General features: G+C 62.8%; 20 protein-coding genes. 5 read left to right on the forward strand and 15 right to left on the reverse strand.

The window, feature by feature from the left end; translation table 11 throughout:
- The first annotated feature begins 281 nt into the window (after positions 1-281).
- Positions 282-1,505, forward strand: coding sequence for an alpha/beta hydrolase (locus tag ASD00_RS00730; RefSeq protein ID WP_244494167.1), 1,224 nt, complete (start codon positions 282-284; stop codon positions 1,503-1,505).
- A gap of 39 nt (positions 1,506-1,544) precedes the next feature.
- On the opposite strand, the gene ASD00_RS00735 is transcribed toward ASD00_RS00730, so the two are convergent.
- The 7 genes from ASD00_RS00735 to ASD00_RS00765 form a co-directional block, all read right to left on the reverse strand.
- Positions 1,545-2,237 (reverse strand): response regulator, encoded by a 693-nt coding sequence (locus tag ASD00_RS00735; protein WP_025425788.1) that lies wholly within the window; start codon positions 2,235-2,237, stop codon positions 1,545-1,547.
- Positions 2,234-4,930 carry a sensor histidine kinase KdpD gene (locus ASD00_RS00740; protein ID WP_025425787.1) on the reverse strand — a complete coding sequence of 899 codons (2,697 nt, stop codon included), beginning with the start codon at positions 4,928-4,930 and terminating at the stop codon, positions 2,234-2,236. The genes ASD00_RS00735 and ASD00_RS00740 overlap by 4 nt, the downstream gene beginning before the upstream one ends.
- Positions 4,931-4,975: 45 nt before the next feature.
- A complete protein-coding gene (gene kdpC, locus ASD00_RS00745; RefSeq protein ID WP_025425786.1) occupies positions 4,976-5,545 on the reverse strand; it encodes a potassium-transporting ATPase subunit KdpC in 570 nt (189 codons plus the stop codon).
- Positions 5,546-5,547: 2 nt separating this feature from the next.
- The gene (kdpB, locus tag ASD00_RS00750; RefSeq protein ID WP_025425785.1) at positions 5,548-7,674 is read right to left on the reverse strand and encodes a potassium-transporting ATPase subunit KdpB; all 2,127 of its coding nucleotides are present in this window, start codon (positions 7,672-7,674) and stop codon (positions 5,548-5,550) included.
- A gap of 11 nt (positions 7,675-7,685) precedes the next feature.
- The gene (kdpA, locus tag ASD00_RS00755; RefSeq protein WP_057204271.1) at positions 7,686-9,395 is read right to left on the reverse strand and encodes a potassium-transporting ATPase subunit KdpA; all 1,710 of its coding nucleotides are present in this window, start codon (positions 9,393-9,395) and stop codon (positions 7,686-7,688) included.
- A 450-nt stretch (positions 9,396-9,845) separates the two neighbouring features.
- Positions 9,846-11,006: an AI-2E family transporter gene (locus ASD00_RS00760; RefSeq protein WP_025425783.1), complete on the reverse strand. Its 1,161-nt coding sequence runs from the start codon at positions 11,004-11,006 to the stop codon at positions 9,846-9,848.
- A gap of 280 nt (positions 11,007-11,286) precedes the next feature.
- A complete protein-coding gene (locus ASD00_RS00765; protein WP_025425782.1) occupies positions 11,287-12,510 on the reverse strand; it encodes an MFS transporter in 1,224 nt (407 codons plus the stop codon).
- A 344-nt stretch (positions 12,511-12,854) separates the two neighbouring features.
- On the opposite strand from ASD00_RS00765, the gene ASD00_RS00770 reads away from it, so the two are divergent.
- Both ASD00_RS00770 and pgi read left to right on the forward strand, forming a co-directional pair.
- Complete coding sequence (locus tag ASD00_RS00770) at positions 12,855-14,555, forward strand: long-chain fatty acid--CoA ligase (RefSeq protein ID WP_025425781.1); 1,701 nt, start codon at positions 12,855-12,857, stop codon at positions 14,553-14,555.
- 128 nt (positions 14,556-14,683) lie between these two features.
- Positions 14,684-16,309: a glucose-6-phosphate isomerase gene (gene pgi / locus ASD00_RS00775; protein WP_057204273.1), complete on the forward strand. Its 1,626-nt coding sequence runs from the start codon at positions 14,684-14,686 to the stop codon at positions 16,307-16,309.
- Between the two features lie 39 nt (positions 16,310-16,348).
- Here pgi and ASD00_RS00780 read toward each other — a convergent pair whose 3' ends face one another.
- Complete coding sequence (locus tag ASD00_RS00780) at positions 16,349-16,942, reverse strand: hypothetical protein (protein ID WP_128090391.1); 594 nt, start codon at positions 16,940-16,942, stop codon at positions 16,349-16,351.
- An 82-nt stretch (positions 16,943-17,024) separates the two neighbouring features.
- Between ASD00_RS00780 and ASD00_RS00785 the strand changes: the two genes are divergently transcribed.
- Both ASD00_RS00785 and ASD00_RS00790 read left to right on the forward strand, forming a co-directional pair.
- Positions 17,025-17,579: a DUF2975 domain-containing protein gene (locus tag ASD00_RS00785; RefSeq protein ID WP_025425778.1), complete on the forward strand. Its 555-nt coding sequence runs from the start codon at positions 17,025-17,027 to the stop codon at positions 17,577-17,579.
- Between the two features lie 3 nt (positions 17,580-17,582).
- Positions 17,583-17,798, forward strand: coding sequence for a helix-turn-helix transcriptional regulator (locus ASD00_RS00790; protein ID WP_025425777.1), 216 nt, complete (start codon positions 17,583-17,585; stop codon positions 17,796-17,798).
- A gap of 18 nt (positions 17,799-17,816) precedes the next feature.
- On the opposite strand, the gene ASD00_RS00795 is transcribed toward ASD00_RS00790, so the two are convergent.
- The 7 genes from ASD00_RS00795 to ASD00_RS00825 form a co-directional block, all read right to left on the reverse strand.
- A complete protein-coding gene (locus ASD00_RS00795; RefSeq protein ID WP_025425776.1) occupies positions 17,817-18,743 on the reverse strand; it encodes a carbohydrate kinase in 927 nt (308 codons plus the stop codon).
- Between the two features lie 70 nt (positions 18,744-18,813).
- Positions 18,814-19,512: an orotate phosphoribosyltransferase gene (locus ASD00_RS00800; protein WP_025425775.1), complete on the reverse strand. Its 699-nt coding sequence runs from the start codon at positions 19,510-19,512 to the stop codon at positions 18,814-18,816.
- A gap of 27 nt (positions 19,513-19,539) precedes the next feature.
- Positions 19,540-20,577 (reverse strand): dihydroorotase, encoded by a 1,038-nt coding sequence (gene pyrC, locus ASD00_RS00805; RefSeq protein WP_025425774.1) that lies wholly within the window; start codon positions 20,575-20,577, stop codon positions 19,540-19,542.
- 204 nt (positions 20,578-20,781) lie between these two features.
- Positions 20,782-21,402: a nucleoside triphosphate hydrolase gene (locus ASD00_RS00810; protein ID WP_025425773.1), complete on the reverse strand. Its 621-nt coding sequence runs from the start codon at positions 21,400-21,402 to the stop codon at positions 20,782-20,784.
- Positions 21,399-22,181, reverse strand: coding sequence for an ATP-binding cassette domain-containing protein (locus ASD00_RS00815; RefSeq protein WP_025425772.1), 783 nt, complete (start codon positions 22,179-22,181; stop codon positions 21,399-21,401). The genes ASD00_RS00810 and ASD00_RS00815 overlap by 4 nt, the downstream gene beginning before the upstream one ends.
- The gene (locus ASD00_RS00820) at positions 22,181-23,266 is read right to left on the reverse strand and encodes an ABC transporter permease (RefSeq protein ID WP_025425771.1); all 1,086 of its coding nucleotides are present in this window, start codon (positions 23,264-23,266) and stop codon (positions 22,181-22,183) included. Before ASD00_RS00820 ends, ASD00_RS00815 begins: the two co-directional genes overlap by 1 nt.
- A gap of 200 nt (positions 23,267-23,466) precedes the next feature.
- On the reverse strand, positions 23,467-24,492 hold the full coding sequence (locus ASD00_RS00825) for a sugar ABC transporter substrate-binding protein (protein ID WP_025425770.1): 1,026 nt from the start codon (positions 24,490-24,492) through the stop codon (positions 23,467-23,469).
- Positions 24,493-24,718: the final 226 nt, after the last annotated feature.

Below are 24,718 nucleotides of genomic sequence, written 5' to 3' on the forward strand. Positions count from 1 at the left end.
GGCAGAGCTTCGGTTATCCCTTTGACCGCGCTCCTAGCACGGATCGGCGCCTGCGAGAAGCGCCAAGGTCCGCCGGCTGGGCCGCCGCCTAAGCAGCCGCTATCTGCACAGCGCCACCATAACGCGAGAACCCGGGAAGTACCCGCTTGCATCCGCCGGCCCGGAATGCTGTCATCGCGCCGTCGCGAAAGCACAGTCTGATGCGGCTCGTTTTGTTTCTGCGTGGGGCGCCGATGATTGAGAATGCGCGTATTAAGATCTCGACGGCGCGGATGCCGGCAATGATGACGATCATCCTCCCCGTTGTCCTCTCGCTGGGGCTTGCCGGGTGCGGTGGCAAGCCCAAGGGCGTGATGACGCCGGTCGCCCTGACGGCACAAACACCGAAAACCTCACAGGTGGACATGCTGGTCGCAACGACCCGGCAGCCTTCCGGCGATCCTGCGACTCTGTTTTCAGGCGAAAGAGACGTCAACACCTTCATGACCGATGTTTCGGTATCGATCCCTCCGGATTCGGTGCGCAAGCCCGGCACCGTGCAATGGCCGCGCAAGCTGCCGCCCAATCCGGCGACCGACTTTGCGGTAACGCGGGTGCGGGAACTCGACACACTTGCCGACGGCAAGGCCTGGTTCAGGCAGCACAGTGTCGGCGGCCACACCTTCGTTTTCGTTCACGGCTTCAACAACCGCTACGAGGATTCCGTCTTCCGGCTTGCGCAGATCATCCATGATTCCGGCGCCCAGACAACGCCGATCCTGTTCACCTGGCCGTCGCGCGCCAATGTGTTCGAATACAATTACGACAAGGAAAGCACGAACTACTCGCGCACCGCACTCGAGGATACGCTGCGCATCCTCGCCGACGCGCCTGATGTCAAGGACATCACCATCCTGGCCCATTCCATGGGCACCTGGCTGACGATGGAATCGCTCAGGCAGATGGGTATTCGCGACGGCAACGTCCCCTCGAAGATCCAGAACGTGATCCTAGCCTCTCCCGATATCGACCTCGACGTCTTTGCCAAGCAATGGGTGGAGATGGGCAAGAAGAAACCGAAGTTCACGATCTTCGTCTCGCAGGACGACCGTGCGCTCGCGCTTTCGAGTTTCATTTCCGGTGACGTTTCTAGGCTCGGCGCCATCGACCCATCGAAGGAACCCTATCGCACGGACCTGGAGAAATCCGGCATCACCGCCATCGACCTGACCAAGGTTGAGACCGATGACGGGCTGCATCACGGCAAGTTCGCCGAAAGCCCGGAGATCGTGCAATTGATCGGCCAGCGGCTGATCAAGGGCCAGACTCTGACCGATTCCAACATTTCGGTCGGCACGGGCATTGCGGCCGTCGTCGCCGGCACAGCCAGAGGCGTCGGCAACGTCGCTGCGACAACGCTGTCCGCGCCGGTCAGCATCATCGAGAATCCACGCCCGACGAAAAAGCGGCAGGTGGTCGGCGACACGCTGTCCGAAGACCAACCGAAGCCGCTGGTGATCAACTGAGTGGACGTTTCGAGGGCCGACCGGAAAAACCGGTCGGCCTCAGTCGTCGTCGCCGACGAAGCGGTAACCGACACCAGGCTCGGTGCGGATAATCTTCGGGTCGGCCGGATCGCGCTCGATCTTGCCGCGCAACTGGCCGATGAAGACGCGCAGATAATGCAGGTCCTCTCCATGCGCCGCGCCCCAGACCGAGGTCAGCAGCGTCTTGTGGGTGACGACGCGTCCGGCATGGTGCGCCAGCATGACGAGCAGATCATACTCCTTCGGCGTCAGACGCACCGGCTCGCCGTCGCGCGTCACCAGCCGCTTGATCGTATCGATCGCCACGCCATCGGCCGAGAGCTGGGTGTGGCCGCCCTCCATCTGGATGCGGTGGCGAAGCGCTGCCCGGATGCGCGCCGTCAGCTCGCCGATGCCGAAAGGTTTTTCGATATAGTCGTCGGCGCCGAGGTCGAGGGCAGCGATCTTTTCGCTCTCGCGGTCGCGAGCCGACAGGATGATGATCGGCACCTGCGACCAGGCGCGGATGTTGGCGATCACATCCTTGCCGTCCATGTCGGGCAGGCCGAGATCGAGAATCACCACATCGGGCGCGGTGGTCGCCGCCGCCTTCAGCGCCTCGGTGCCCGTCAGCGCCTCAAGCACGTCATAGCCAGCGGCACTCAACGCCGGTCGCAGAAAACGCTGGATCTGGGGTTCGTCGTCGACAACGAGGATGCGCTCCACGCTCATGCACGGTCCTTTTCAGAAATTTCTGCTTCGGCGGCGGGAAAACGCATGGAAATGCGCGTTCCGCGACGCCTCAAAGCCGGGCTCTCAGCCTTGATGCGGCCGCCCATGGCCTCGACGAAGCCTTTGGCGATCGACAGTCCGAGGCCGGTGCCCGGCGTGCGGCCATCCACCTTGCCCCGCCGGAAGAATTTTTCGAATACGTGTTCGAGATCACCGTGAGCAATCCCCTTGCCGAGATCGGTGACCGACAGCACAATCTCGTTGCCGTCCCGCCTGGCATAGATGCTGACCGGCTCCTCGCCGCCGTATTTGTTGGCGTTGTCGAGCAGGTTGAAGAGCACCTGGCCGAGAAGCACGCTGTCGCCGCGCATCAACGGTAGTTCGGGCGCGATGCTGGTTTCGATCTCACGGTCCGGAAAATACTTACGCGCCCGATCGACGGCTGCCCGCACGGCGTCGGCGACATCCACCCAGTCGCGCTTGGCATTGACTGTCCCCGCTTCGATGCGGGTCATGTCCAAGAGGTTGGCGACGAAACGCGTCAACCGTGCGCCCTCCTCCTCGATCGATTGCAGCAGGTCGTCGCGGCTTTCCGGCGGCATGCGGTCGCCCAGCTGGCGCAGGCTGGTGACGGCGCCGGTGATGGTGGCAAGCGGCGTGCGCAGATCGTGCGAGATCGATGACAGCAAGGCAGCGCGAAACCGCTCGCCCTCCAGCTTGGCGGCGTGATCGAGGCTCTCGCGCGAAAGGCGCGCCCGGTCGATGGCGATCGCCGTCTGGTCGAGGATGGCGGCGAGCGCCCGCTCTTCGTTGATCTCCAGCGGCTTGCCGGCCTGGGCGAAACCGCAGACGCCGACGACGCCATGCGGGCTGGTCAACGGTCGGAAATGGAAGGGGCTGTTCGGCAGCGTACCGGTGCCGTTGCCGGCCGCCTCCTGCTTGTCCATCGCCCAGCGCGCTGCCATGGTATCGGTGACATCGAGCTCGGTGTCCGGAGGCCACGCGGCCTTGAGCTGCAGATCGCCCTCCTCCGGCAACAGCAGCGCGACATTGCGCTTCAGCGTCGTCTGCATCTGGGTCACCGCCGCCCAGAGCACATCGTCGACATTGGCGGTACCCGAGAGCTTGCGGGAGAAATCGTAGAGCGCCTGCGTCGCCGCGGCACGGCGTCGCGCTGATTTCGCCTGTTCGCGCACCCGGGAGGCCAGACTACCGGCAAGCGCAGCCGCGACCAGGAAAATGAACAGCGCGAAGACTTCGTGCGGTTCGGCGACCGTGAAGGTGCCGACCGGATCGATGAAGAAGAAGTTGTAGGCAAGAACCGAAAACAGGGCAGCCGCGATCGCCGCGACGTGGCCGGCATAGGTCGCCGACGCCAGCACCGCCAGCAGGAACAGCAGCGATATATTCGGCAGGATGATGAAGCGCTCGATCAGGACGCCAAGTGCAGTCGCCGCCGCCACGGTGACGGCCGCGATCGCGAGCGCCCGCCCGAAGCCCTCCGGCATTTGCCGCTTGACGCTCAGGCGACTTTTCGGACGCGGCTGCTCCTTGTCGGTAACCAGATGAATGCCGACGCCGGTGATGCGTTCGGCCAGCGCGTCGGGAAGCGATTGCCGGAACAGCCGTAGCGGGAACCGCTGGCGCCTGATGCCGATGACTATCTGCGTCGCATGCTCGCGACGGGCGAGCTTGAGGATCTCCTCGACGAAATCGTTGCCGACGATGCGGCGGGTTTCGGCGCCGAGCTGTTCGGCCAGGCGAAAAGTCTCGTCAAGCCGTCGCGCCGCTTCGCCATCGCCGCTTTCGCGGTCGGCCCGCTCGATGAAGACGACGATCCATGGCGCATTCAGCCCCGAGGCCAGGCGGCTGGCGGTGCGCACGACCTTTTCCGACAGCGGGTCGGGCCCGATGCACACCAGCAGACGTTCGCCGCTCGCCCAGGGGCCTTCGATGGCGTTCTGCTTGAGATAGTCGACCATCTGGTCGTCGACGCGGTCGGCCGTCCGCCGCAGCGCCAGCTCGCGTAGCGCCGTCAGATTGCCGAGGCGGAAGAAGCGCTCGATCGCGCGCTTGGCGCTGTCAGGCAGATAGACCTTGCCTTGGTTCAGCCGCTCGATCAGTTCGGCCGGCGGCAGGTCGACGAGCAGCACGTCATCGGCACGGCTGAGAACCGTGTCGGGCACCCGCTCGCGCACCGGAACGCCGGTGATCTGGGCAACGACATCGGACAGGCTTTCCAGATGCTGGATGTTGAGTGCCGTCCAGACGTCGATGCCGGCGGCAATCAACTCTTCGACATCCTGGTAGCGCTTCGGATGGCGGCTGTCCTCGGGGTTGCTGTGCGCCAGTTCGTCGACGACGATGATCCGCGGACGGCGGGCGAGCGCCGCGTCGAGATCGAATTCGGAAAGCACACGGCCGCGATGGTTGACATCGCGGCGCGGCAGTATCTCCAGCCCTTCGACGAGCGCGGCGGTCTCGCCGCGCCCGTGGGTTTCCACCAGACCGATGACGATGTCGACGCCATCGGCCTTCAACCGACGCGCCCGCGTCAGCATCGTGTAGGTCTTGCCGACGCCGGGGGCTGCGCCGAGAAAAACCGTGAGCTTCCCCTTTCGCCCCTGCCCGGCCAGCGCCAGCAGTGCGTCCGGGTCCGGACGGCTTTTCGATTCGCGGTCGGTTTCAGGCATTCAGGGTCTCTGGCAGCGTCTCTGGCCGCATCTCAGGCTTCACACTCAGCTTCTCCGGGCATCCAGAGCGAGGTTGAGTTCTAGCACATTGACGCGCGGCTCGCCTATGATCCCGAGCAGACGACCTTCCGTCGCCTGTTCGACCAGGCTCGCCACGTCGGCTTCCGCAAACCCGCGGGCCTTGGCAACACGGGACACCTGCTCGCGGGCGAAAGCCGGCGAAATATGCGGATCGAGGCCGGAGCCGGACGCGGTGCCGCCATCGGCGGCGATCTCGCCTGTTATACCGCTGGCGCGCAGCTTCTCGACGTCGGCGGCAACCCGGTCCTTCAGTTTGACCGAGGTCGGGCCGAGGTTGGATCCGGTCGAGCCGCCGGCGTTGTAGGCTTCGGGCCCGGTCGCGGAGGGGCGCGGCCAGAAATATTTGTCGGCGGTGAAGTTCTGCCCGATCAGATCGGAGCCGACGATCGCGCCATCGATGCGGATCAGGCTGCCATTGGCCTGCGCCGGCATCAATGCCTGGGCAACGCCGGTGATCGCGAAGGGATATGCAAGGCCGGTGATCGCAGTCAGCAACAAGGCCATGACGATTGCGGGACGAAGTTGGTTCAACATGATTACACCAGATTGAGAGCAGAGACGACGACGTCGACGAGCTTGATGCCGGCAAAGGGCAGCAGGAGGCCGCCGAGGCCATAGACCAGCAGGTTGCGGCGCAGGAGTGCTGCGGCGCCGACCGGGCGATACTTGACGCCCTTCAGCGCCAGCGGGATGAGCGCGACGATGATCAAGGCATTGAAGATGACCGCTGACAGGATTGCCGATTGCGGTGACGACAGCCCCATGATGTTGAGCGCGGCCAGCGCCGGATAGGTGGTGATGAACAGCGCCGGGATGATGGCGAAGTATTTTGCCACGTCGTTGGCGACCGAGAAGGTCGTCAGCGAGCCGCGCGTCATCAACAGTTGCTTGCCGATCTCGACGATCTCGATGAGCTTTGTCGGGCTGGAATCGAGATCGACCATGTTGGCCGCCTCGCGCGCCGCCTGCGTGCCGGTCTGCATCGCCACGCCGACATCGGCCTGGGCCAGCGCCGGCGCGTCGTTGGTGCCGTCGCCGCACATGGCAATCAATCGGCCGCCCTGCTGTTCCTTGCGGATATAGCCGAGCTTGTCTTCCGGTGTCGCTTCGGCGAGGAAATCGTCGACGCCGGCTTCCGAGGCGATTGCCGCTGCCGTTACCGGGTTATCGCCGGTCACCATCACGGTGCGTATCCCCATGGCACGCAGTGCCGCGAAGCGCTCCTTGATGCCAGGCTTGACCACGTCCTTGAGGTGGATGACGCCGAGCAGGCGATTGCCGTCCGCAACGGCAAGCGGCGTGCCGCCGGTGCGCGCGACCTGGTCGACGGCACGGCGGAATTCGGCCGGCACGTTCTCGTCGCGAACGCCTGCAAACTTCAGGATCGAATCCACGGCGCCCTTGCGCAGCCGGCGTCCGCCGAAATCGACGCCCGACAGTCTCGTTTCGGCGGCAAAGGGCACGACGGCATCAATTGCCAAGGCACCTGTTTGAACCGAGCCGCCACCGACAGCCAGAGCCACAACCTCGCGGCTCGTCTGCTTGTCGGAAGCTGGCAGCGATACGGCTGGCGTCTGACGACCGAATTCGCCGGTCGCAAGGGCGGCAATCGAGCGGCCCTCGGGGGTCTCATCGGCAAGGCTTGCCAGCAGCGCGGCATCGGCAAGCTCGGCATCCGTCACGCCGGGGACCGGCATGAAGTTGGCGGCCATGCGGTTGCCGAAGGTGATCGTGCCTGTCTTGTCGAGCAGCAGCGTATCGACGTCGCCAGCCGCCTCGACGGCGCGGCCGGATGTGGCGATGACGTTGAACCGCACCAGCCGGTCCATACCGGCGATGCCGATGGCCGACAGCAGGCCGCCGATGGTGGTCGGGATCAGCGTGACGAGCAGGGCTGCAAGAACCGTGACCGACAGAACCGTGCCGGAGTAGCCGGCAAGACCCCAGAGTGTCACGACGGCGACCAGGAAGACCAGCGTCAGGCCCGAGAGCAGGATAGAGAGCGCGATCTCGTTCGGGGTCTTCTGGCGCTGCGCGCCTTCGATGAGCGCGATCATGCGGTCGACGAAGGTGTCGCCGGGCGCCGTGCCGATGCGCATCTTGATCCAGTCGGACAGCACCTGCGTGCCGCCGGTGACGGCGGAGCGGTCGCCGCCGGACTCACGGATGACGGGTGCGGATTCGCCGGTGATGGCGCTTTCGTTGACCGAGGCGACACCCTCGACGACGTCGCCGTCGCCGGGGATCAGTTCCCCGGCTTCGACCAGCACGAGATCGCCGACCTTCAGCGATGTCGCCGGAATGGTCTGCGTTTCCCTGCCTTCGGCCGAGACAAGCTTGCGGGCCGTCAGTTCGGACTTGGTGCGGCGCAGGCTGTCGGCCTGCGCCTTGCCGCGTCCTTCGGCGACCGCTTCGGCGAAGGTGGCAAACAGCACCGTGAACCACAGCCAGGCGGCAATCTGGCCCGAAAACAGCGGCGTGCCGGTTCCAGTCGCAAGATCGCGAATGAAGAAGACCGTGACCATGGCTGCCACCACCTCGGTGACGAAGATCACCGGGTTGCGGACAAGCTGGCGCGGGTCGAGCTTGGTGAATGCGGCCTTGAAGGCCGGTAGCAGGATCGCCGGGTCGAGAAGGCTTGGGGCGACGGGTTTCGAAGACATTGTCTGTTCCTTCAGAAGGTCTGGCCCGAGAGCATGGCGAACTGCTCGACGATGGGACCAAGCGCGAGGGCCGGGAAATATTGCAGCCCGCCGAGGATGAGGATGACGCCGATGAGCAGGCCGACGAAGAGCGGCGTGTGCGTCGGGAAGGTTCCCTGGGAAGCCGGAACGCGGGTCTTGGCGGCGATTGAGCCGGCTATCGCCAGCACCGGTATCGCGTAGGCGAAACGGCCGAGCAGCATCGCGAAGCCGAGCGTCGTGTTGTACCAGGGCGTGTTGGCCGAGAGGCCGCCAAACGCGGAGCCGTTGTTGCCGGTAGCAGAGGTATAGGCGTAGAGGATTTCCGACAGGCCATGCGGACCTGACGTGCCGATGCTGGCGACAGCCGAGGGCATGACGGCAGAAATCGCGGTGAAGCCGAGGATCGAGGCGGGCAGGATGAGGATCGCCAGCATCGCGTATTTCATCTCGCGGCCTTCGATCTTCTTACCGAGCAGTTCGGGCGTGCGCCCGACCATCAGGCCGGCGACGAAGACGGCGAGGATCGCGAAGACGACCATACCGTAAAGGCCGGAGCCGACGCCGCCCGGCAGCACTTCGCCAAGCTGGATCAGCAGCATGGGGACAAGGCCGCCAATGCCGGTGAAGGAGCCGTGCATGCCGTTGACCGCACCGGTCGAAATGCCTGTGGTCACGCCGGCATAAGCCGCCGACATCGCTTGGCCGAAGCGGACTTCCTTGCCTTCCATATTGCCGAGAGACGCCTCGAGGCCGAGGCCGTGCAGGATCGGGTTGCCGTAGCTTTCGGCCCAGTAGATGACGCCGATACCGGCGATCAGCAACGTTGCCATGGCAGCGATGAAGGCCCAGCCCTGGCGGCGGTCACCGACTATCTGGCCGAAGGTGTAGACCAGCGCCGAGGTGATCGACAGCATCGCGAAGATCGACAGGTAGTTGCTGAGCGCGCTCGGGTTTTCGAACGGGTGCGCCGCATTGGCGTTGAAGAAGCCGCCGCCATTGGTGCCGAGCTGCTTGATCGCCTCCTGGCTTGCGACCGGACCAAGCGCGATCGTCTGCTGCACGCCCTCGAGCGTGGTGGCGCTGACGGAAGCGTGGAACGTCTGCGGCATACCCATCGCGACGAAAGCGAGTGCAACGAGAACTGCCAGCGGCAGCAGCACATAGAGGGTCGAGTGGGTCAGATCGACCCAGAAATTGCCGAGTGTCGCGGCGCCGGAGCGGGCAAAGGCGCGGGTGACGGCAAGCGCGATGGCGATGCCCGTTGCAGCCGACACGAAGTTCTGCACTGTCAGGCCGGCCATCTGGCTGAAATGGCTCATGGTGGTCTCGCCGCCATAGGACTGCCAGTTGGTGTTGGTGAGGAAGCTGACCGCCGTGTTGAAGGCGAGGTCTGGCGGGACGTTGGCAAACCCCTGCGGGTTCAGCGGCAGCGACCCCTGGAAGCGCAGGATGACGTAGAGAAGCGCGAAGCCGGCCGCGCTGAAGGCGAGCATCGACAGTGTATAGGCGAGCCAGCCCTGCTCCTTCCTAGCATCGACGCCAGCCGCGAGATAGAGCCCACGCTCGACGGGTCCGAGAACCGGAGAGAGGAAGTTGCGCTCGCCAGCGAAAACCCGGGCCATGTAAAGGCCCAATGGCTTGATCGCGAGGAAGACGGCGAGAAAGAGGAGGCCGATCTGCAGCCACCCGATAATAGACATGAGGAATTCTCCGCAAAATACGGCTGAACGATCAGAACCGTTCCGGTCGAACGAGGGTCACGATGAGATAGGCCGCGAGCGCAAAGGCGACGGCGAGGCCAATGAAGGCTTCGAACATCGACGCCTCCTAGAGCCGGCTGAGCGTGCGCGCGTAGAGCGCAAACACGACAAGGCCGCCGAGACCGGCGGCAAGAAAAAGGAAATCGGACATGTGCATTCTCCGGAACTGTTTATGGCCGGATGATGCACCCTCAGCGGGTCAATTATCGATTGCGATGGTTTCGCGCGCGCATAAGGAAAAGATAAGGATACTGCCACCGTCCGAAGGCGGCTGGCGGATTGGTGGCGTCAGAGCGTTTCCAACTTAAACTGAGTAACAGAAACGCTTTAGCTCTTTGTTTTTACGCATTTCCTGGCGAAAAACCGCTTCGCATCTTTGCTGGAAAAACCCTAGCCCTTGATGATCGGGCTTACGGTGGGTGCCGCTTCGGTGGTCACTTCGCGCATCCACTCGCGCCAGATGGCGACGAGCAGTGCCATCAGCACCGGACCGACGAACAGACCGAGAAAGCCCATGGTCTTCACGCCGCCGACGAGGCCGAAGAAGGTCGGCAGGAACGGCAGCTTGATCGGGCCGCCGACAAGGCGCGGACGCAACGTCTTGTCGACGATGAAGAGTTCGGTCGTGCCCCAGGCAAACAGCGCAATGCCCTGGACCGGCGAGCCGCTGGCGACGAGATAGACGGAAACCAGCGTGAAGCAGAGCGGCGCACCGCCGGGGATCAGCGCCATCAGGCCGGTGATGATGCCGAGCGTGACCGGCGAGGGAACGCCGGCCAGCCAATAGGCGACGCCGAGCACGATGCCCTCGCCGATGGCGATGATGCCCATGCCCGTCACCGTCGAGCTGATCGTCAGCGGCACCACGCGCGACAGCCGTTCCCAGCGCATCGGGAAGATGCGTTCGCCGAGATGATCGAGCTGCTTGGAGAAGGAGTGTCCGTCGCGATAGACGAAGAACAGCGTGATCAGCATGAAGAGCAGCGTCAGGAAGGCGTGAAACGCCGACGCGCCGATGACCAGCACGCCGCGATAGATATTGCCGATGTTGGAGCCGCTGACGAGCTGCACCAGTTCGCCGAGCGCTCCGGGATGGCCGACATATTTGACCCATTGCTCGCCGAGCCAGGCACCGGCGACGGGGATCGAGGTCAGCCAGACGGGCACGCCGGCGCCGTTGGCATTGGTTTCAACCGCCCAGACCAGCCAGTCGCGCACTTCGTCGACCGCGTAGACGGCAGCGACCGAGATCGGCACGACGATGAAGGCGACGACGCAGATAATGGCAATGGTCGCCGCCAGTGTGCGGTTGCCGCCGACGGCCGCCAGCAGGCGGCGATAAATCGGCCAGCTGGCAAAACCGATGACGACAGCAGCCAGAACCGGGACGAGGAAGCCGTGGAAGAAATAGACGCCGGCCAGAAGCACGAAGACGAGCATCCAGCGCGCAGCGGTGATCGGACCAACCAGAGCCGAGCGCGACGCCGCCGCATGCCCGAAGAGCCGCGGCTCTACGGGAAGGTTTTCTCGTTCGCGATTGCCCAACTGCACCAACATTCCTCCGTCTCCAGACGACCTTACAACAAACCCGAGGCCTTGCCAGCCTGTACAGTGCCGCGCGTCTCCCACAAAGACGTGCAAAGGTCGCTGTACCAGGATCTGATGCATAATTTTGCGCTTAGATCGATCCGATTTAAGCGCAAAATTATGCAGTGCCGCCCCCATGCCCCCGGTTTACGGTAGTTTCGGGGCCACAGCCGACGCTAGCGGCGGGACATGACAGAAAAATTTAGCGGCGCGCAAGCTCTCAGGCTTCATTTGATGGCAGAAGTCATTCTGCCGCACGTATCGCCGCCCGCTTGGTCGTCTCGGCGCGATCGACGAAAACCGATGCGAGGAAGATACCGAAACCGGCAACCCCCATGACGGCACCGACCAGACCAGTCGAAGTCCAACCATAGCCAGCGGCAATGGACCAGCCGCCAAGCCAGGCGCCGAGCGCATTGGCGAGGTTGAAGGCGGAATGGCTGAGTGCTGCGGCAAGTGTCTGCGCCTCGCCCGACACGTCCATAAGTCGGGTCTGCACACCCGGTACGACGGCAAAGCCGCCGCCGATGAACAAGACGTTGACGATGGCGATCCACGGATTGCCCATGGTGAAATAGAACAGCACATAAGCGAAGATATTGAAGGCAAGCGCGATGCCGATCGCCGGCAGCAGCGCCCAATCGGCGAGCCTGGAGCCGACGATGTTGCCGAGGATCATCCCGGCGCCAAACACCGACAGCATGATCGGCACGTTCGCCACGGAAACGCCTGCGACGTCCGTCAATGCCGGAGCGATGTAGCTGAAGACGGCGAACATGCCGCCGCAGCCGATGGCGCAGATGCCGAGCATCAGCCACACCTGCAGCTTGCCCAGGGCGCCAAGCTCGCGCAGCGGCGTCGCCTGCGGATTGCCCTTGTCGCGCGGCACGTAGGACCAGGTGAGCGCAATGGTCAGAAGGCTGATGCCGCCGACAATGGCGAAGGCCGACCGCCATCCGAGCGCCTGACCGAACCAGGCAACGAGCGGCGTTCCGAACAGGGTCGCGATCGTCAGGCCCATCATCACGCGCCCGACGGCACGCGCCCGCTGGTTGGGTGCAGCCAGCCCTGCAGCCACGAGCGCCGCCACACCGAAATAGGCACCGTGCGGAAGACCGGCAAAGAAGCGCGCGGCAACCAGCGTGTAGAAATCCGGTGCGATGGCGCTTGCGAAATTGCCGATCGCAAACAGCAGCATCAGCACCAAGAGCACCCGAAAGCGGGAAAACCGCGCCGCAAGCACCGCGATCAACGGTGCGCCGACGACGACGCCGAGTGCATAGGCGCTGATGACGGCGCCGGCGCGCGGCACCGAAACGCCGACGTCATCGGCCACTTGCGGCAGCAGGCCCATGATGGCGAATTCGCCCGTACCGATGCCGAACCCGCCAACGGCGAGCGCAACCTCGGCAACAGAGATGCGGCTTCGGCGCGAATCGACGGCAGAAGAATAGGCTTCGTCACACATGAGCAATGACCTGTGTCGTTCGGCCTCGAACAGCGGAACAAATCTGTGGGGTGCTGGCGGCGTGGTATCGGACGGTTTCCGACGGGGATATGCTGCAATGCAATACAGGCTTTAAACCCGGCTGGCAAAGGCTTTGCGGCACTCATCATACTTTTTCACACGCTGGTGAAGCAGACCGGCTAACTGTTCGCTGAGTTGACGTTTACGTCAAAGTTATATAATCCCGAATCTCGGCTTGAAGAGGTGTCGTAAAAGCATCATCTTCATCGGCAAGAGAAGACCGGGAGGGTTACTTCTTTGGCCGCAAGCAAGGCTAGCCTGTGGCGACCAGAGGGAGAGAGGTCATGGCGGAACTCAACACGCAACCAACAGGCATCAGCCCGGAGAAGATCTGGCTGAAGTCCTATCCGCCGGGCATTGCCGCCGAAATCGGCCCTCTGCCCTACAAATCGATCGGCGACTTCTTCGACCATGCCGTCGCGCGCTACTCGCGCCGCTTCGCCTTTACCTGCATGGGCAAATCGCTGACCTTCTCCGAGCTCAATGCCGAATCCGCCAAGATCGGCGCCTGGCTGCAGGCGCGCGGGCTGTCGAAGGGCGACCGCGTCGCGGTGATGATGCCGAACATCCTGCAGAACCCTGTTATCGTTTTCGGCATTCTGAGGGCAGGATTCACGGTCGTGAACGTCAACCCGCTCTACACGCCGCGCGAACTGGAACATCAGCTCGTCGATTCCGGCGCCAAGGCGATCTTCGTGCTTGAGAACTTCGCTCATACGGTCCAGCAGGTTGCGGCCAAGACCAGCATCAAGCATGTGGTGGTCGCCACGATGGGCGACATGCTCGGCTTCAAGGGCACGATCGTCAATCTGATCGTGCGCCGGGTGAAGAAGCTCGTGCCCGCCTGGTCGATCCCCGGCCATCATTCCTTCAAGTCCGTGCTCGCCGAAGGTGGCCGCCTGAAGCTGACCAAACCCAATGTGGCGCCGAGCGATGTCGCTTTCCTGCAATATACCGGCGGCACCACGGGTATTTCCAAAGGGGCGACGCTCACCCATTCCAACCTTTTGTCGAACATGGCGCAGATGGAAATCTGGTTCGACACGGCGTTCCGCTCGCGTCCGCGGCCGGACAGTCTCGTCTTCATGTGCGCTCTGCCGCTCTACCATATCTTCGCGCTGACGGTGAACTCGCTGATGGGCCTTGCCACCGGCGGCAACAACATCCTGATCCCCAACCCACGCGACATTCCCGGCTTCGTCAAGGAGCTCGGCAAGTACAAGACCAACATCTTCCCGGGTCTCAACACGCTGTTCAATGCGCTGATGAACAACCCCGAATTCCAGAAGCTCGACTTCTCGTCGCTGATGCTCACCTTCGGCGGCGGCATGGCCATCCAAAGACCGGTGGCAGAGCGCTGGCAGAAGATGACGGGGTGCCCGATCGCCGAAGGCTACGGGCTTTCCGAGACGTCGCCGGTCGCCACCGCCAACCTTCTCGACTCGACCGAGTTCACCGGCACGATCGGCTTTCCGATCCCTTCGACCGAGGTTGAGATCCGCGACGACCAGGGCAACACCCTGGCGATCGGCGACGTCGGCGAAATCTGCATTCGCGGGCCGCAGGTCATGGCCGGTTACTGGCAGCGTCCGGACGAAACCGCCAAGGCGATTTCGCCCGACGGTTTCTTCCGCTCCGGCGATATCGGCTTCATAAACCCCGCCGGCCTCGTCAAGATCGTCGACCGCAAGAAGGACATGATCCTGGTTTCGGGCTTCAACGTCTTCCCTAACGAGATCGAGGAAGTGGCGATGACCCATCCCGGCATTCTCGAATGCGCGGCGATCGGCGTTCCGGACGAACATTCGGGCGAAGCCGTCAAGCTGTTCGTCGTGCGCAAGGATCCTGACCTGACCGAAGAGGACGTCAAGCGGCATTGCGCGGCCAATCTCACCAACTACAAGCGGCCGCGCTTCGTCGAGTTCCGCACCGAGTTGCCGAAAACCAATGTCGGCAAGATCCTGCGCAAGGACCTCCGGGGCTAGGGCCAGCCTCGACTTAAAACGATTTAAAAAATCCTGAAAACCGCCATCCCGGCGGTTTTGCGGGCTTGATTTGGACAATGCAAAGCGAATAGCTACGCAGGCGAATGTCCGACACAAGGAGCCCCGCGATGAAAGCGCTTGTCGATCAACTCAAAGCAACCGCCGCGCAGACCAATGCGACCGATATCCGCGCCGCCTTCGCGAGCGATGCCCAGCGCTTCTCGCGCTTCAGCACCTCGCTCGACGATCTGCTGCTCGATTATTCGAAATGCGCAGTGAACGAACAGGTGCTCGACGGTCTTGAGGCGCTGGCGAAAGCGGCCAAGGTCGAAGAGAAGCGCGACGCGATGTTCCGCGGCGACATCATCAACATTACCGAAGAACGGGCCGTGCTGCACACGGCGCTGCGCAACCGCGGCAATCGTCCTGTCATGGTCGACGGCAAGGACGTGATGCCCGACGTCAACGGCGTGCTTGAAACCATGGGCGCCTTTGCCGATGGCATCCGCTCGGGCGCGCTCAAAGGTGCGACCGGCAAGAAGATCACCGATGTGGTCAATATCGGCATCGGCGGCTCGGATCTCGGCCCAGTGATGGCGACGCTGGCGCTCGCGCCGTTCCATGACGGCCCGCGCCTGCATTTCGTCTCCAACATCGATGGCGCGCATATCGCCGATACGCTGAAGCTCGTCGATCCGGAAACGACGCTCTTCATCGTCGCCTCCAAGACCTTCACGACCATCGAGACGATGACCAATGCGGCGACTGCCCGCGCCTTCATCGCCGGCAAGCTCGGCGAAGCCGCAGTCGGCCACCACTTTGCCGCCGTCTCGACGGCACTCGACAAGGTCGCAGCTTTCGGCATCGACCAGGCGCGCGTGTTCGGCTTCTGGGATTGGGTCGGTGGGCGCTATTCGATCTGGTCGGCCATTGGCCTGCCGCTGATGATCGCCATCGGCAAGGAGAATTTCGGCCGCTTCCTCGATGGCGGCCATGCCATCGACGAGCACTTCCGCACTGCGCCGATCCGCCAGAACCTGCCGATGCTGCTGGGCCTCCTCGGCTTCTATCACCGCAATGTTCTCGGCTATCCCTCGCGGGCGATCCTGCCCTATGACCAGCGCCTGTCGCGCTTTCCGGCTTACCTGCAGCAGCTCGACATGGAATCGAACGGCAAGGCGGTCACGCTCGACAGCAAACCGGTCGAATATTCGACGGGTCCGGTCGTCTGGGGCGAGCCGGGCACCAATGGCCAGCACGCCTTCTACCAGCTGATCCACCAGGGCACGGACGTCATCCCGGCCGAGTTCATGATCGCCGCCAACGGCCACGAGAAGAACCTGCGCCACCAGCACGAACTGCTGATTGCCAATTGCCTCGCCCAGTCTGAAGCCCTGATGAAGGGGCGCACGCTTGCCGAGGCGAAGGCACAGCTGACCTCCAAGGGCATGGCGGATGCCAAGGCAGACAAGATCGCGCCGCACCGCGTCTTTGCCGGCAACCGCCCGTCGCTGACGCTGGTCTACGACCAGCTCGATCCTTTCGCCTTCGGCCGGCTGATCGCGCTCTACGAGCACCGCGTCTTCGTCGAAGGCGCGCTCTTCAACATCAATTCGTTCGATCAGTGGGGCGTCGAGCTCGGCAAGGAGCTGGCAACGGGCCTGCTGCCCGTGGTCGAAGGCAAGGAAAGTGCTGCCGGTCACGATTCGTCGACGGCGGGCCTTGTGGCCGTGCTGCTCAAGGCTTCTCGCTAAGAATGCGAGGCCAGGGCGCGCCCGGCGTGCCCTGGCCGTTCAGGCCGCGCAGGCCGGCAGCGCCTTGACGCCGGACTGGCGGAGCATATCCATCAGATCCAGTCCCGAAAGGAGCTGGAAGTAGTTTTCGTCGGAACGCGTACGGATCCAGGCATCGACCGTGACTTTCTGGTCAGCAGGAAACGCACCGCTCCAGCAGCCACCGGAAAAACCGACCGTAAGGCTTCCGCGACCCTTGGCCTCCGTGCCTTTGGTCGCCGCGATCTTCTCCTGCATATCGCGCAGGCGCTCCGCATCGGCGGGCGTCAGCGTCAGGACATAGAGCGTCTGCCCCTCCCGCATCCCCTCGGTCAGCCCCGGCGCCCCGACATTTCCGGATTGGATCTGAAGGGCAAAACGGTGGGTGTCGAGGGGCGCACCATCCGCCTTCCACGAAATGCCGAGTGTTGCGTCGCCGCGCCTGAGCGACAGCGCTTCGGGCACCAAAAGGGCAACACGCAGTTCTGCCGGATCGGACGTGAGCGGATCGACGCCAGACAGTTTTTCAAACGAGCCGACATTGAGCGCTGCACAGGCGGCCAGCACGTTGAGGGACAGGAAAAGGCATGGGTTCATCAAAATACGGAAAGTCATGAAACGCACCAAAATCATAATTGACGCGAAATAATTATCGTTTTACAATAAAAAAACAAGTGAGCCGATAAGGAACTTTTTAATGAACGGATCTCCCGAGCGGCTGCGCAAGCTGAGCCGCATCATGAAACTGATGGTCGTATTGTGCGGCGCAGTGTTCTGCTCGGCCGTCGTCTACGGGCACTGGCAGATTTTCTTCGACCGGGCCGGCTTCGAGCAGGGTATTCGCGACGTGGTCTTCCCGAAGGTCTCCGCCATCACGCTCTCCTATCGCGCGATAATAACCGTCATGTTTCTCACTGCGATGAACAATGCGCTTGTTATTGCCGGCCTCGCCTTTGCCTGGCAACTTTTCGACGGTTTCGAACGCGGTGAGATCCTTTCCAGCCGCAATGGTGTCCTGCTGAAGCGGATCGGCATCATCGCCATCGTCGGTTCCTTGTGCATGACTGTCAGCAACGCAATCGGCATCATGGCTGTCACCTACGACAATCCCAGTACGACCGGGCACTCCGTCTTCATCGACATCAATGGGGGAACGATTATCGTTATGCTGATGGCCGGGCTGCTTCTGGTGCTCGGCCATGTCATGGTCATCGCATCGGGGATCGAAGCCGAGAACAGGAGCTTCGTTTAACGGATGCCGATTGTCGTAAACCTCGACGTCATGCTGGCGAAACGCAAGGTGCGCTCGCGCGATCTTGCGGAACAGGTCGGCATTACCGAGCAGAACATATCGCTGTTAAAATCGGGCAAGGTCAAAGGCGTGCGCTTCGACACGTTGGAGAAGATCTGCGCCGTTCTCGATTGCCAGCCGGGTGACATTCTCGAATATCGCCCGGAGGAAAAGGATTGAGTTTCGTGCGGGCTCTTCTCAGAGCCCGATTTCATGCTTCCAGGGCGGGTTGGCGCCGGCACGCGAAACGGTGACGGCGGCGGCCCTGGCGCCGAGGGCCAGGGCGTCGCGAACAGCGCTTTCCGAGAGGTTTGCGACGGCGTCCTTGGTCAGGAGACCGCTCAGCTTCAGCGATGCGAGCACGCCGGCATCGAAGGTATCGCCGGCACCGACCGTGTCGACGACCGTGACGCGCTCACCGGCAACGTCGACCTTGTGACGCCCGGTGTAGCCGACGGCCCCATCGGCGCCCTTGGTGATCAGAACCAGCTTCGGACCGCGCTTCAGCCATTCGGCCGCCAGATCGTCGTGGCTGCCGGTCATGCCGAACCAGTCGAGATCTTCATCCGAGAACTTGATGATGTCAGACATCGCCGCCATGCGGTTCATCCGGGCGAGATGGGCTTCCCGATCCTTGATGAAGCCGGGCCGGATGTTCGGGTCGAAGGAGATGATCCGCTTTTCGTGTTCGCGGGTCATCAGCGCCTCATATGTCGAGCCGCAGGGCTCGGGGATGAGGCTGATCGCGCCGAAATGCAGCGCCTCGCAGAAGTCGCCGAGCGCCGGCAGATGATCTTTCGTAATCATCCGCCCCGCCGTGTTCTCGTCGAAGAAGGCATAGGTGGCATGGCCGTTGACGAGCTTGACGAAGGCAAGCGTTGTATGCAGCGACAGGGTCGCGCAGGGAGCGAAGTCGACATTCGCCGCCTTCAGCGTTTCGCGGAGGACATCGCCGAACATGTCATCGGAAAGGCCGGTGAAGAAGCCGGTGGGAATGCCGAGCCGACCGAGCGCGATCGCCGTATTGAAGATCGCCCCGCCGGCATAGGGCGCAAATGCACTTTCGCCCGCGGTCGTGTCCCGCGGCAGCATGTCGATCAGCGCTTCACCACAACATACGATCATCGGCATTTCTCCCCTGAAGACATTTCAACTGATTTCAATGACTTTCGACGAAATCCCAGAGTGTCGCCGACTATTGGGCGGCAAGCGCGCTGACGCCGCCATTGCGGCCAGACCAGGCCAGCGGGTCGTTGAGGAAGGCCTCGACTTCGCCAAGCGTCTCGTCGTCGAACAGCGCCTGCTCGCGGGCAACGGCAAGCACGTTGCGCCATGTGGCGATCCAGTGCAGGTCGACACCCTTGCCCTTCATCTCGCCGACGGCCTCCGGGAAGATATCGTAATAGAAGAGCGCGATGCCGTGGTCGACGATGCCGCCGGCTGCGCGGATCGCATCGATGAACTTGAACATCGAGCCGCCGGCGGTCGTCAGGTCCTCGATAACAAGAACACGGGCGCCCTCCGGCATGTGGCCCTCGATCTGGGCGTTGCGGCCATGACCCTTCGGCGCCTTGCGCACGTAGATCATCGGCAGGCCCAGGCGCTCGGCCAGCATCGCCGCGAAGGGAATACCCGCCGTCTCGCCACCGGCGACGACGTCGAACTGCTCGAAGCCCGCCTCGCGCAGGATTGATGCCGCGGCAAAATCCATAACGGCCGAACGGATGCGCGGATAGGAGATCAGCTTGCGGCAGTCGATATAAACCGGGCTCGCCATTCCGGACGAGAGCTTATAGGGCTTGTCGGCGCTGAAATGCACCGCCTTGATCTCCCAGAGCATCTTGGCGACCAGCTCGGCCATCACGGCCTTGTCGGTGAACGCATTGGAAAACATCAAACTCTCCTTCAAAATTCCAAACGATCAGGCGACGGCCCAGTGCAGCGGGAACATCGGATCGAAAACGGTGACCGGACCGGCACCGGTCTCGATCTTCTTGGGATAGGTCACGGCTTCTGCCTGCTTCCTGAGCGTGATCGTCTCCTCGTTGACCGGCAGGCCATACCAGGTGGGACCGTTCAGCGAGGCGAAGGCTTCGAGCTTGTCGAGCGCGCCCTCCTCTTCGAACACATGCGCCAGGCAACTCATGGTGTTGATCGAGGTGTAGATGCCGGCGCAGCCGCAGGCGCATTCCTTCAGCGGATCGACATGCGGTGCTGAGTCGGTGCCGAGGAAGAAGCGCTTGTCGCCCGAGACGGCGGCAGCGCGCAGCGCCAGACGGTGGTTTTCGCGCTTGGCAACCGGCAGGCAGTAGTAGTGCGGCTTGATGCCGCCGACGAGAATGGCGTTGCGGTTGATGATCAGGTGATGGGTGGTGATCGAGCCGGCAAGATTGGCCTTCGACGCCTTGATGTAGTCGATGCCGTCCTTGGTGGTGACGTGCTCCATCGTGACCTTCAGTTCCGGCAGGCGCTGGCGCAAGGGATCAAGCACGGTGTCGATGAACACGGCCTCGCGGTCGAAGATGTCGACGTCCGATGTCGTGACCTCGCCATGCACGCAGAGCGGCAGGCCGATCTTCGCCATGCGCTCGAGCACCGGCATCGCCTCATCGATGTTGCGCACGCCGCTGTGCGAATTCGTCGTCGCGCCAGCCGGATAGAGCTTGACTGCCTTGACGAGGCCGCTCCTGTGGCCGGCCTCGACGTCGTCGGGGTTCGTGCCCTCGGTGAGATAAAGCGTCATCAGCGGCTCGAACCGGTCGCCTGCCGGGATGGCCGCGAGGATGCGCTCGCGATAGGCAGCAGCGTCGGCCGCGGTGACGACCGGCGGCACGAGGTTGGGCATGATGATCGCGCGGGCGAAATGGCGGCTGGTGTCGGCGATGACGCCCTTCAGCATGTCGCCGTCGCGCAGGTGAAGGTGCCAATCATCCGGCCGGCGGATAACGAGGTCTTGCATGGTCAGCGTTCTCCTAAGTCAGGGCGGGATGCAGGCGGAAAACCGCGTACACTTTTCCTGATCCCCCTCCCGGTGCTCGCGCCCGATCCGCGCGCGCAGCTTTGCAGCCGGCAGGTGCGGGTGTTGGGCGGTTACTCATGTGGTGAAACCGCGTCTCGATATCACCAATGCGCCCGCAAACACAATCCGCAATCCGACCATCGCTCAGAAATCCGCAAGCACGACATCTGCGCGTCGCTGATGCTCGACCACACGATGCGCGTTGGGGATGTCGTTGCCATGGGCTTTTCGCTTCGCCGCCTCCTCGTCGTAGCCGTGGTCGAACCAGCGCTTCAAAAGCCGCCGCTCCAGTTCCTCGATGCCGGGATTGATGAAGATGGAGAAATCGAAGGCACCGGCAAGCTTGTTCCAGGGCGCCTCGTCGAGCAGCAGATAGTTGCCCTCGGCGAGAATAATGCGGGTATCGGCCGCTACAACACGCGCCGAGGCGATCGCCAGTTCGCGCGAGCGATCGAAGACCGGCACCAGCACCTCGCCGTCATTGGCCCTGACCGCAGCGATCGTCGCCAGGAACGACCTGACATCAAAGGTTTCCGGCGCACCTTTGCGGGCAAGCAGGCCCTTCTCTTCGAGCACGGCATTGTCCATGTGAAAGCCGTCCATCGGCAGCACCGCCGCCATTTCTCCTGCAGCTACCAGCGCTTCGGCAAGCGCGTCGGACAGGGTGGATTTTCCGGCACCCGGCGGGCCGGCAATCGCCACGACGAAACGGGCGGCTCCAGCCGCCCGTTCGAGGATCTGATCAACCACCGGCCCGACATTCATGCGGCGAGCGCCTCGCGCGGCGGCTCCTTCGCGCCGGTCATGAAGGCGACGGCATCAGACATCGTGTGTTCCTTCGGATTGATGACGCAGAGGCGTTTGCCAAGCCTGTGGATGTGGATGCGATCGGCCACCTCGAACACATGCGGCATGTTGTGCGAGATGAGCACGATCGGCAGGCCGCGCGAACGCACGTCGAGGATCAACTCCAGCACCCGCCGGCTTTCCTTGACGCCGAGGGCTGCCGTCGGCTCGTCCATGATCACCACCTTGGAACCGAAGGCTGCGGCTCGCGCCACCGCCACGCCCTGGCGCTGGCCGCCCGAAAGCGTTTCCACCGCCTGGTTGATGTTCTGGATGGTCATCAGGCCGAGCTCGGACAGCTTTGCCCGCGCCCGCTTCTCCATCTCCGCACGGTCGAGCGTGCGGAAAAGCTTGCCCATGATGCCGGGTTTACGGATTTCGCGGCCGAGAAACATGTTGTCGGCGATCGAGAGCGCCGGTGACAGCGCCAGGTTCTGATAGACGGTCTCGATGCCGGCCGTGCGCGCCTCCATCGGCGAGCGGAAGTTGATCTGCTGGCCCTCGAGCCGGATTTCCCCCTCATCCGGCGTGATGGCGCCGGAGATCGCCTTGATCATCGAGGACTTTCCGGCGCCGTTGTCGCCGATGACGGCCAGGATCTCGCCCGGGTAGAGGTCGAAATCGGCATAGTCGAGAGCCGTAACTCGGCCATAACGCTTGACCAGGCCGCGCGCGGTGAGAATGGGTTCCTGAGCCATCAGCCTGCTACCTTTCTGATCCATTGGTCGATTGCGACGGCGGTGATGATCAGCACGCCGGTGAGGAAGACTTTCCATTGCGGATCGGCGCCCAACATGTTGAGCCCCATGGAGACCACGCCGACGATCATCGCGCCGATCAGCGTTCCAAGGATCGATCCACGCCCGCCGAAGAGTGAGATGCCGCCGATTACGGCCGCGGTGATGGCCTGAAGATTGTAGTCGGTGACCGCTGCCGAAGGCGAGATCGAGCCGTTGCGGCCGATCGAGACCCAGGCGGCGAGTGCCGCAATCAGGCCGGCGAGCGTATAGGCGCTGAGCAGCACGCGGCTGGTGCGGATACCGGAAAGCTTCGCTGCCTCAGGATCGTCGCCGACGGCATAAAGGTGGCGTCCCCAGGCCGTATGGTTGAGCGCGTACCAGAGGCCAAGGACCAGCACGACCATCATCACCACACCGAGCGTGAAGACGGCGGATCCCACCTTGAAGCTGACGCCAAAGAGGTGAAGCATCTTGGTGACGGCCGCTACATCGGCCTCGCGGATCGTCGCATTTGCCGAGTAGATGAAGTTCGTCGACATGATGACGTACCAGGTGCCGAGCGTGACGATGAACGGCGGAAGCTTGACCCTGGAGACGAGGAAGCCGTTGAGGAAGCCGCAGGCACCGCCGACGACGAAGCCGATGAAGATCGCGATCGGCGCCGGAAGGCCGTAAGTCACGGCGCAATTGCCCATGATGACAGCCGAAAGCACCATGATCACACCGATCGAAAGGTCGATGCCGGCCGTCAGGATGACCAGGGTCTGCGCGGCCCCCAGGATGCCGACGATGGCGATCTGCTGCAGGATCAGCGTCAGCGTATAGGACGAGAAGAACTTTCCACCGATCGTCAGACCGAAGATCAGGATCGCTGCAACGAGCACGATGAACGGCACAGCCGCCGGCGTCGAATGCAGGAAATGCTGGATCTTCTGGATCAGCGTCTTGTCATGTGTGTCGAACGACGCGACCTGCGTCGAACTGTTGACCAGGACCTTTTCGAATTCCTGGGATGGCTGTGCGGCTGCGTTGGGCTCGCCCATGGACCTTCCTCCGGTGAACCCCACTCCCAAGGGGTTGCGATGCAATCTGGTGCACAGCCCGCCCACCATGTGGCGGGCATCAGCACTCATTCAAGAAGCTGCGCGGTTTTCGTCGCCTTGTCAAAGACATCGACGCTTACGCGAAGGGCGGCCCGGGCCGCCCTTCCGTTGCTGCTCATGCGTTCGAAGAACGGGAGCGATCAGCCCCAGCACTTCTCCGTGCCGACCTTGACGTCGATCGATTCGACGCCAGCAGCCGGCTTGTCGGTGACGAGCGAAACGCCGGTGTCGAAGAAGTCCTTGCCTTCGGTCGGCTTCGGCTTTTCGCCGCTGTCGGCGAACTTCTTGATCGCCTCGATGCCGAGCGCCGCCATCATCAGCGGATACTGCTGCGAGGTCGCGCCGATGACGCCTTCGGCCACCGACTTGACGCCGGGGCAACCGCCGTCAACCGATACGATCAGCACGTCCTTTTCCTTGCCAACGGCTTTCAGCGCCTGGTAGGCGCCGACGGCGGCCGGCTCATTGATGGTGTGGATCACGTTGATATCAGGATCCTTCTGCAGAAGGTTTTCCATCGCCTTGCGGCCACCTTCTTCGTTGCCGTTGGTGACGTCGTGGCCGACGATGCGGGCATCATCCTCGTCGCCGATCTTGTTAGGATCTTTCGGGTCGATGCCGAAGCCGATCATGAAGCCCTGGTCGCGCAGGACGTCAACGGTCGGCTGCGACGGTATCAGATCGAGGAAGCCGACCTTGGCGGTCTTGGCGCCCTCGCCCATCGTGGCGGCGGCCCATTGGCCGATCAGCTTGCCGGCGAGCAGGTTGTCTGTAGCGAACGTCGCGTCGGCGGCGGTGGCCGGATCAAGCGGCGTATCGAGCGCGATCACCAGAAGACCGGCCTCCTGCGCCTTCTTCACCTGGTCGACGATTGCCTTCGTGTCGGAAGCGGCGATCAGGATGCCCTTGGCGCCATCGGCGATGCAGGATTCGATCGCAGCCACCTGGCTGTCATGGTCGCCGTCGATCTTGCCGGCATAGGACTTCAGCGTGACGCCGAGTTCCTGGGCCTTGGCGGTAGCGCCTTCCTTCATCTTGACGAAGAAGGGGTTGGTATCGGTCTTTGTAATCAGGCAGGCGCCGATATCGGCGGCCTGTGCCGGAGCGGCAAAAACGACGCCGAGCGACAGCACGCCGAACGCGGCGGAGAGAACAGTCTTCTTCATGTAATCCTCCCAAGGATGAAAAACGTGCCGGTGGACCGGCCCAGGCCTCGCCGCCACAGCATTCTCCTCTGCTGCAGCAGGCGCTTCCGGATCAAAAACAAACATTAAATTTCGGGGGTGTCAATAAATAAATCAAATTGAATTATTATTTCGATGTGGCATTCTCTGGATAACAGCGATCCGAGGCCATCCGGGCCGTCGCGCAAATTGACAGGTCCGCCCAGAG

Origin of the sequence: Ensifer sp. Root31, from assembly GCF_001424825.1 — a bacterium.
Taxonomy (GTDB): domain Bacteria; phylum Pseudomonadota; class Alphaproteobacteria; order Rhizobiales; family Rhizobiaceae; genus Ensifer; species Ensifer canadensis.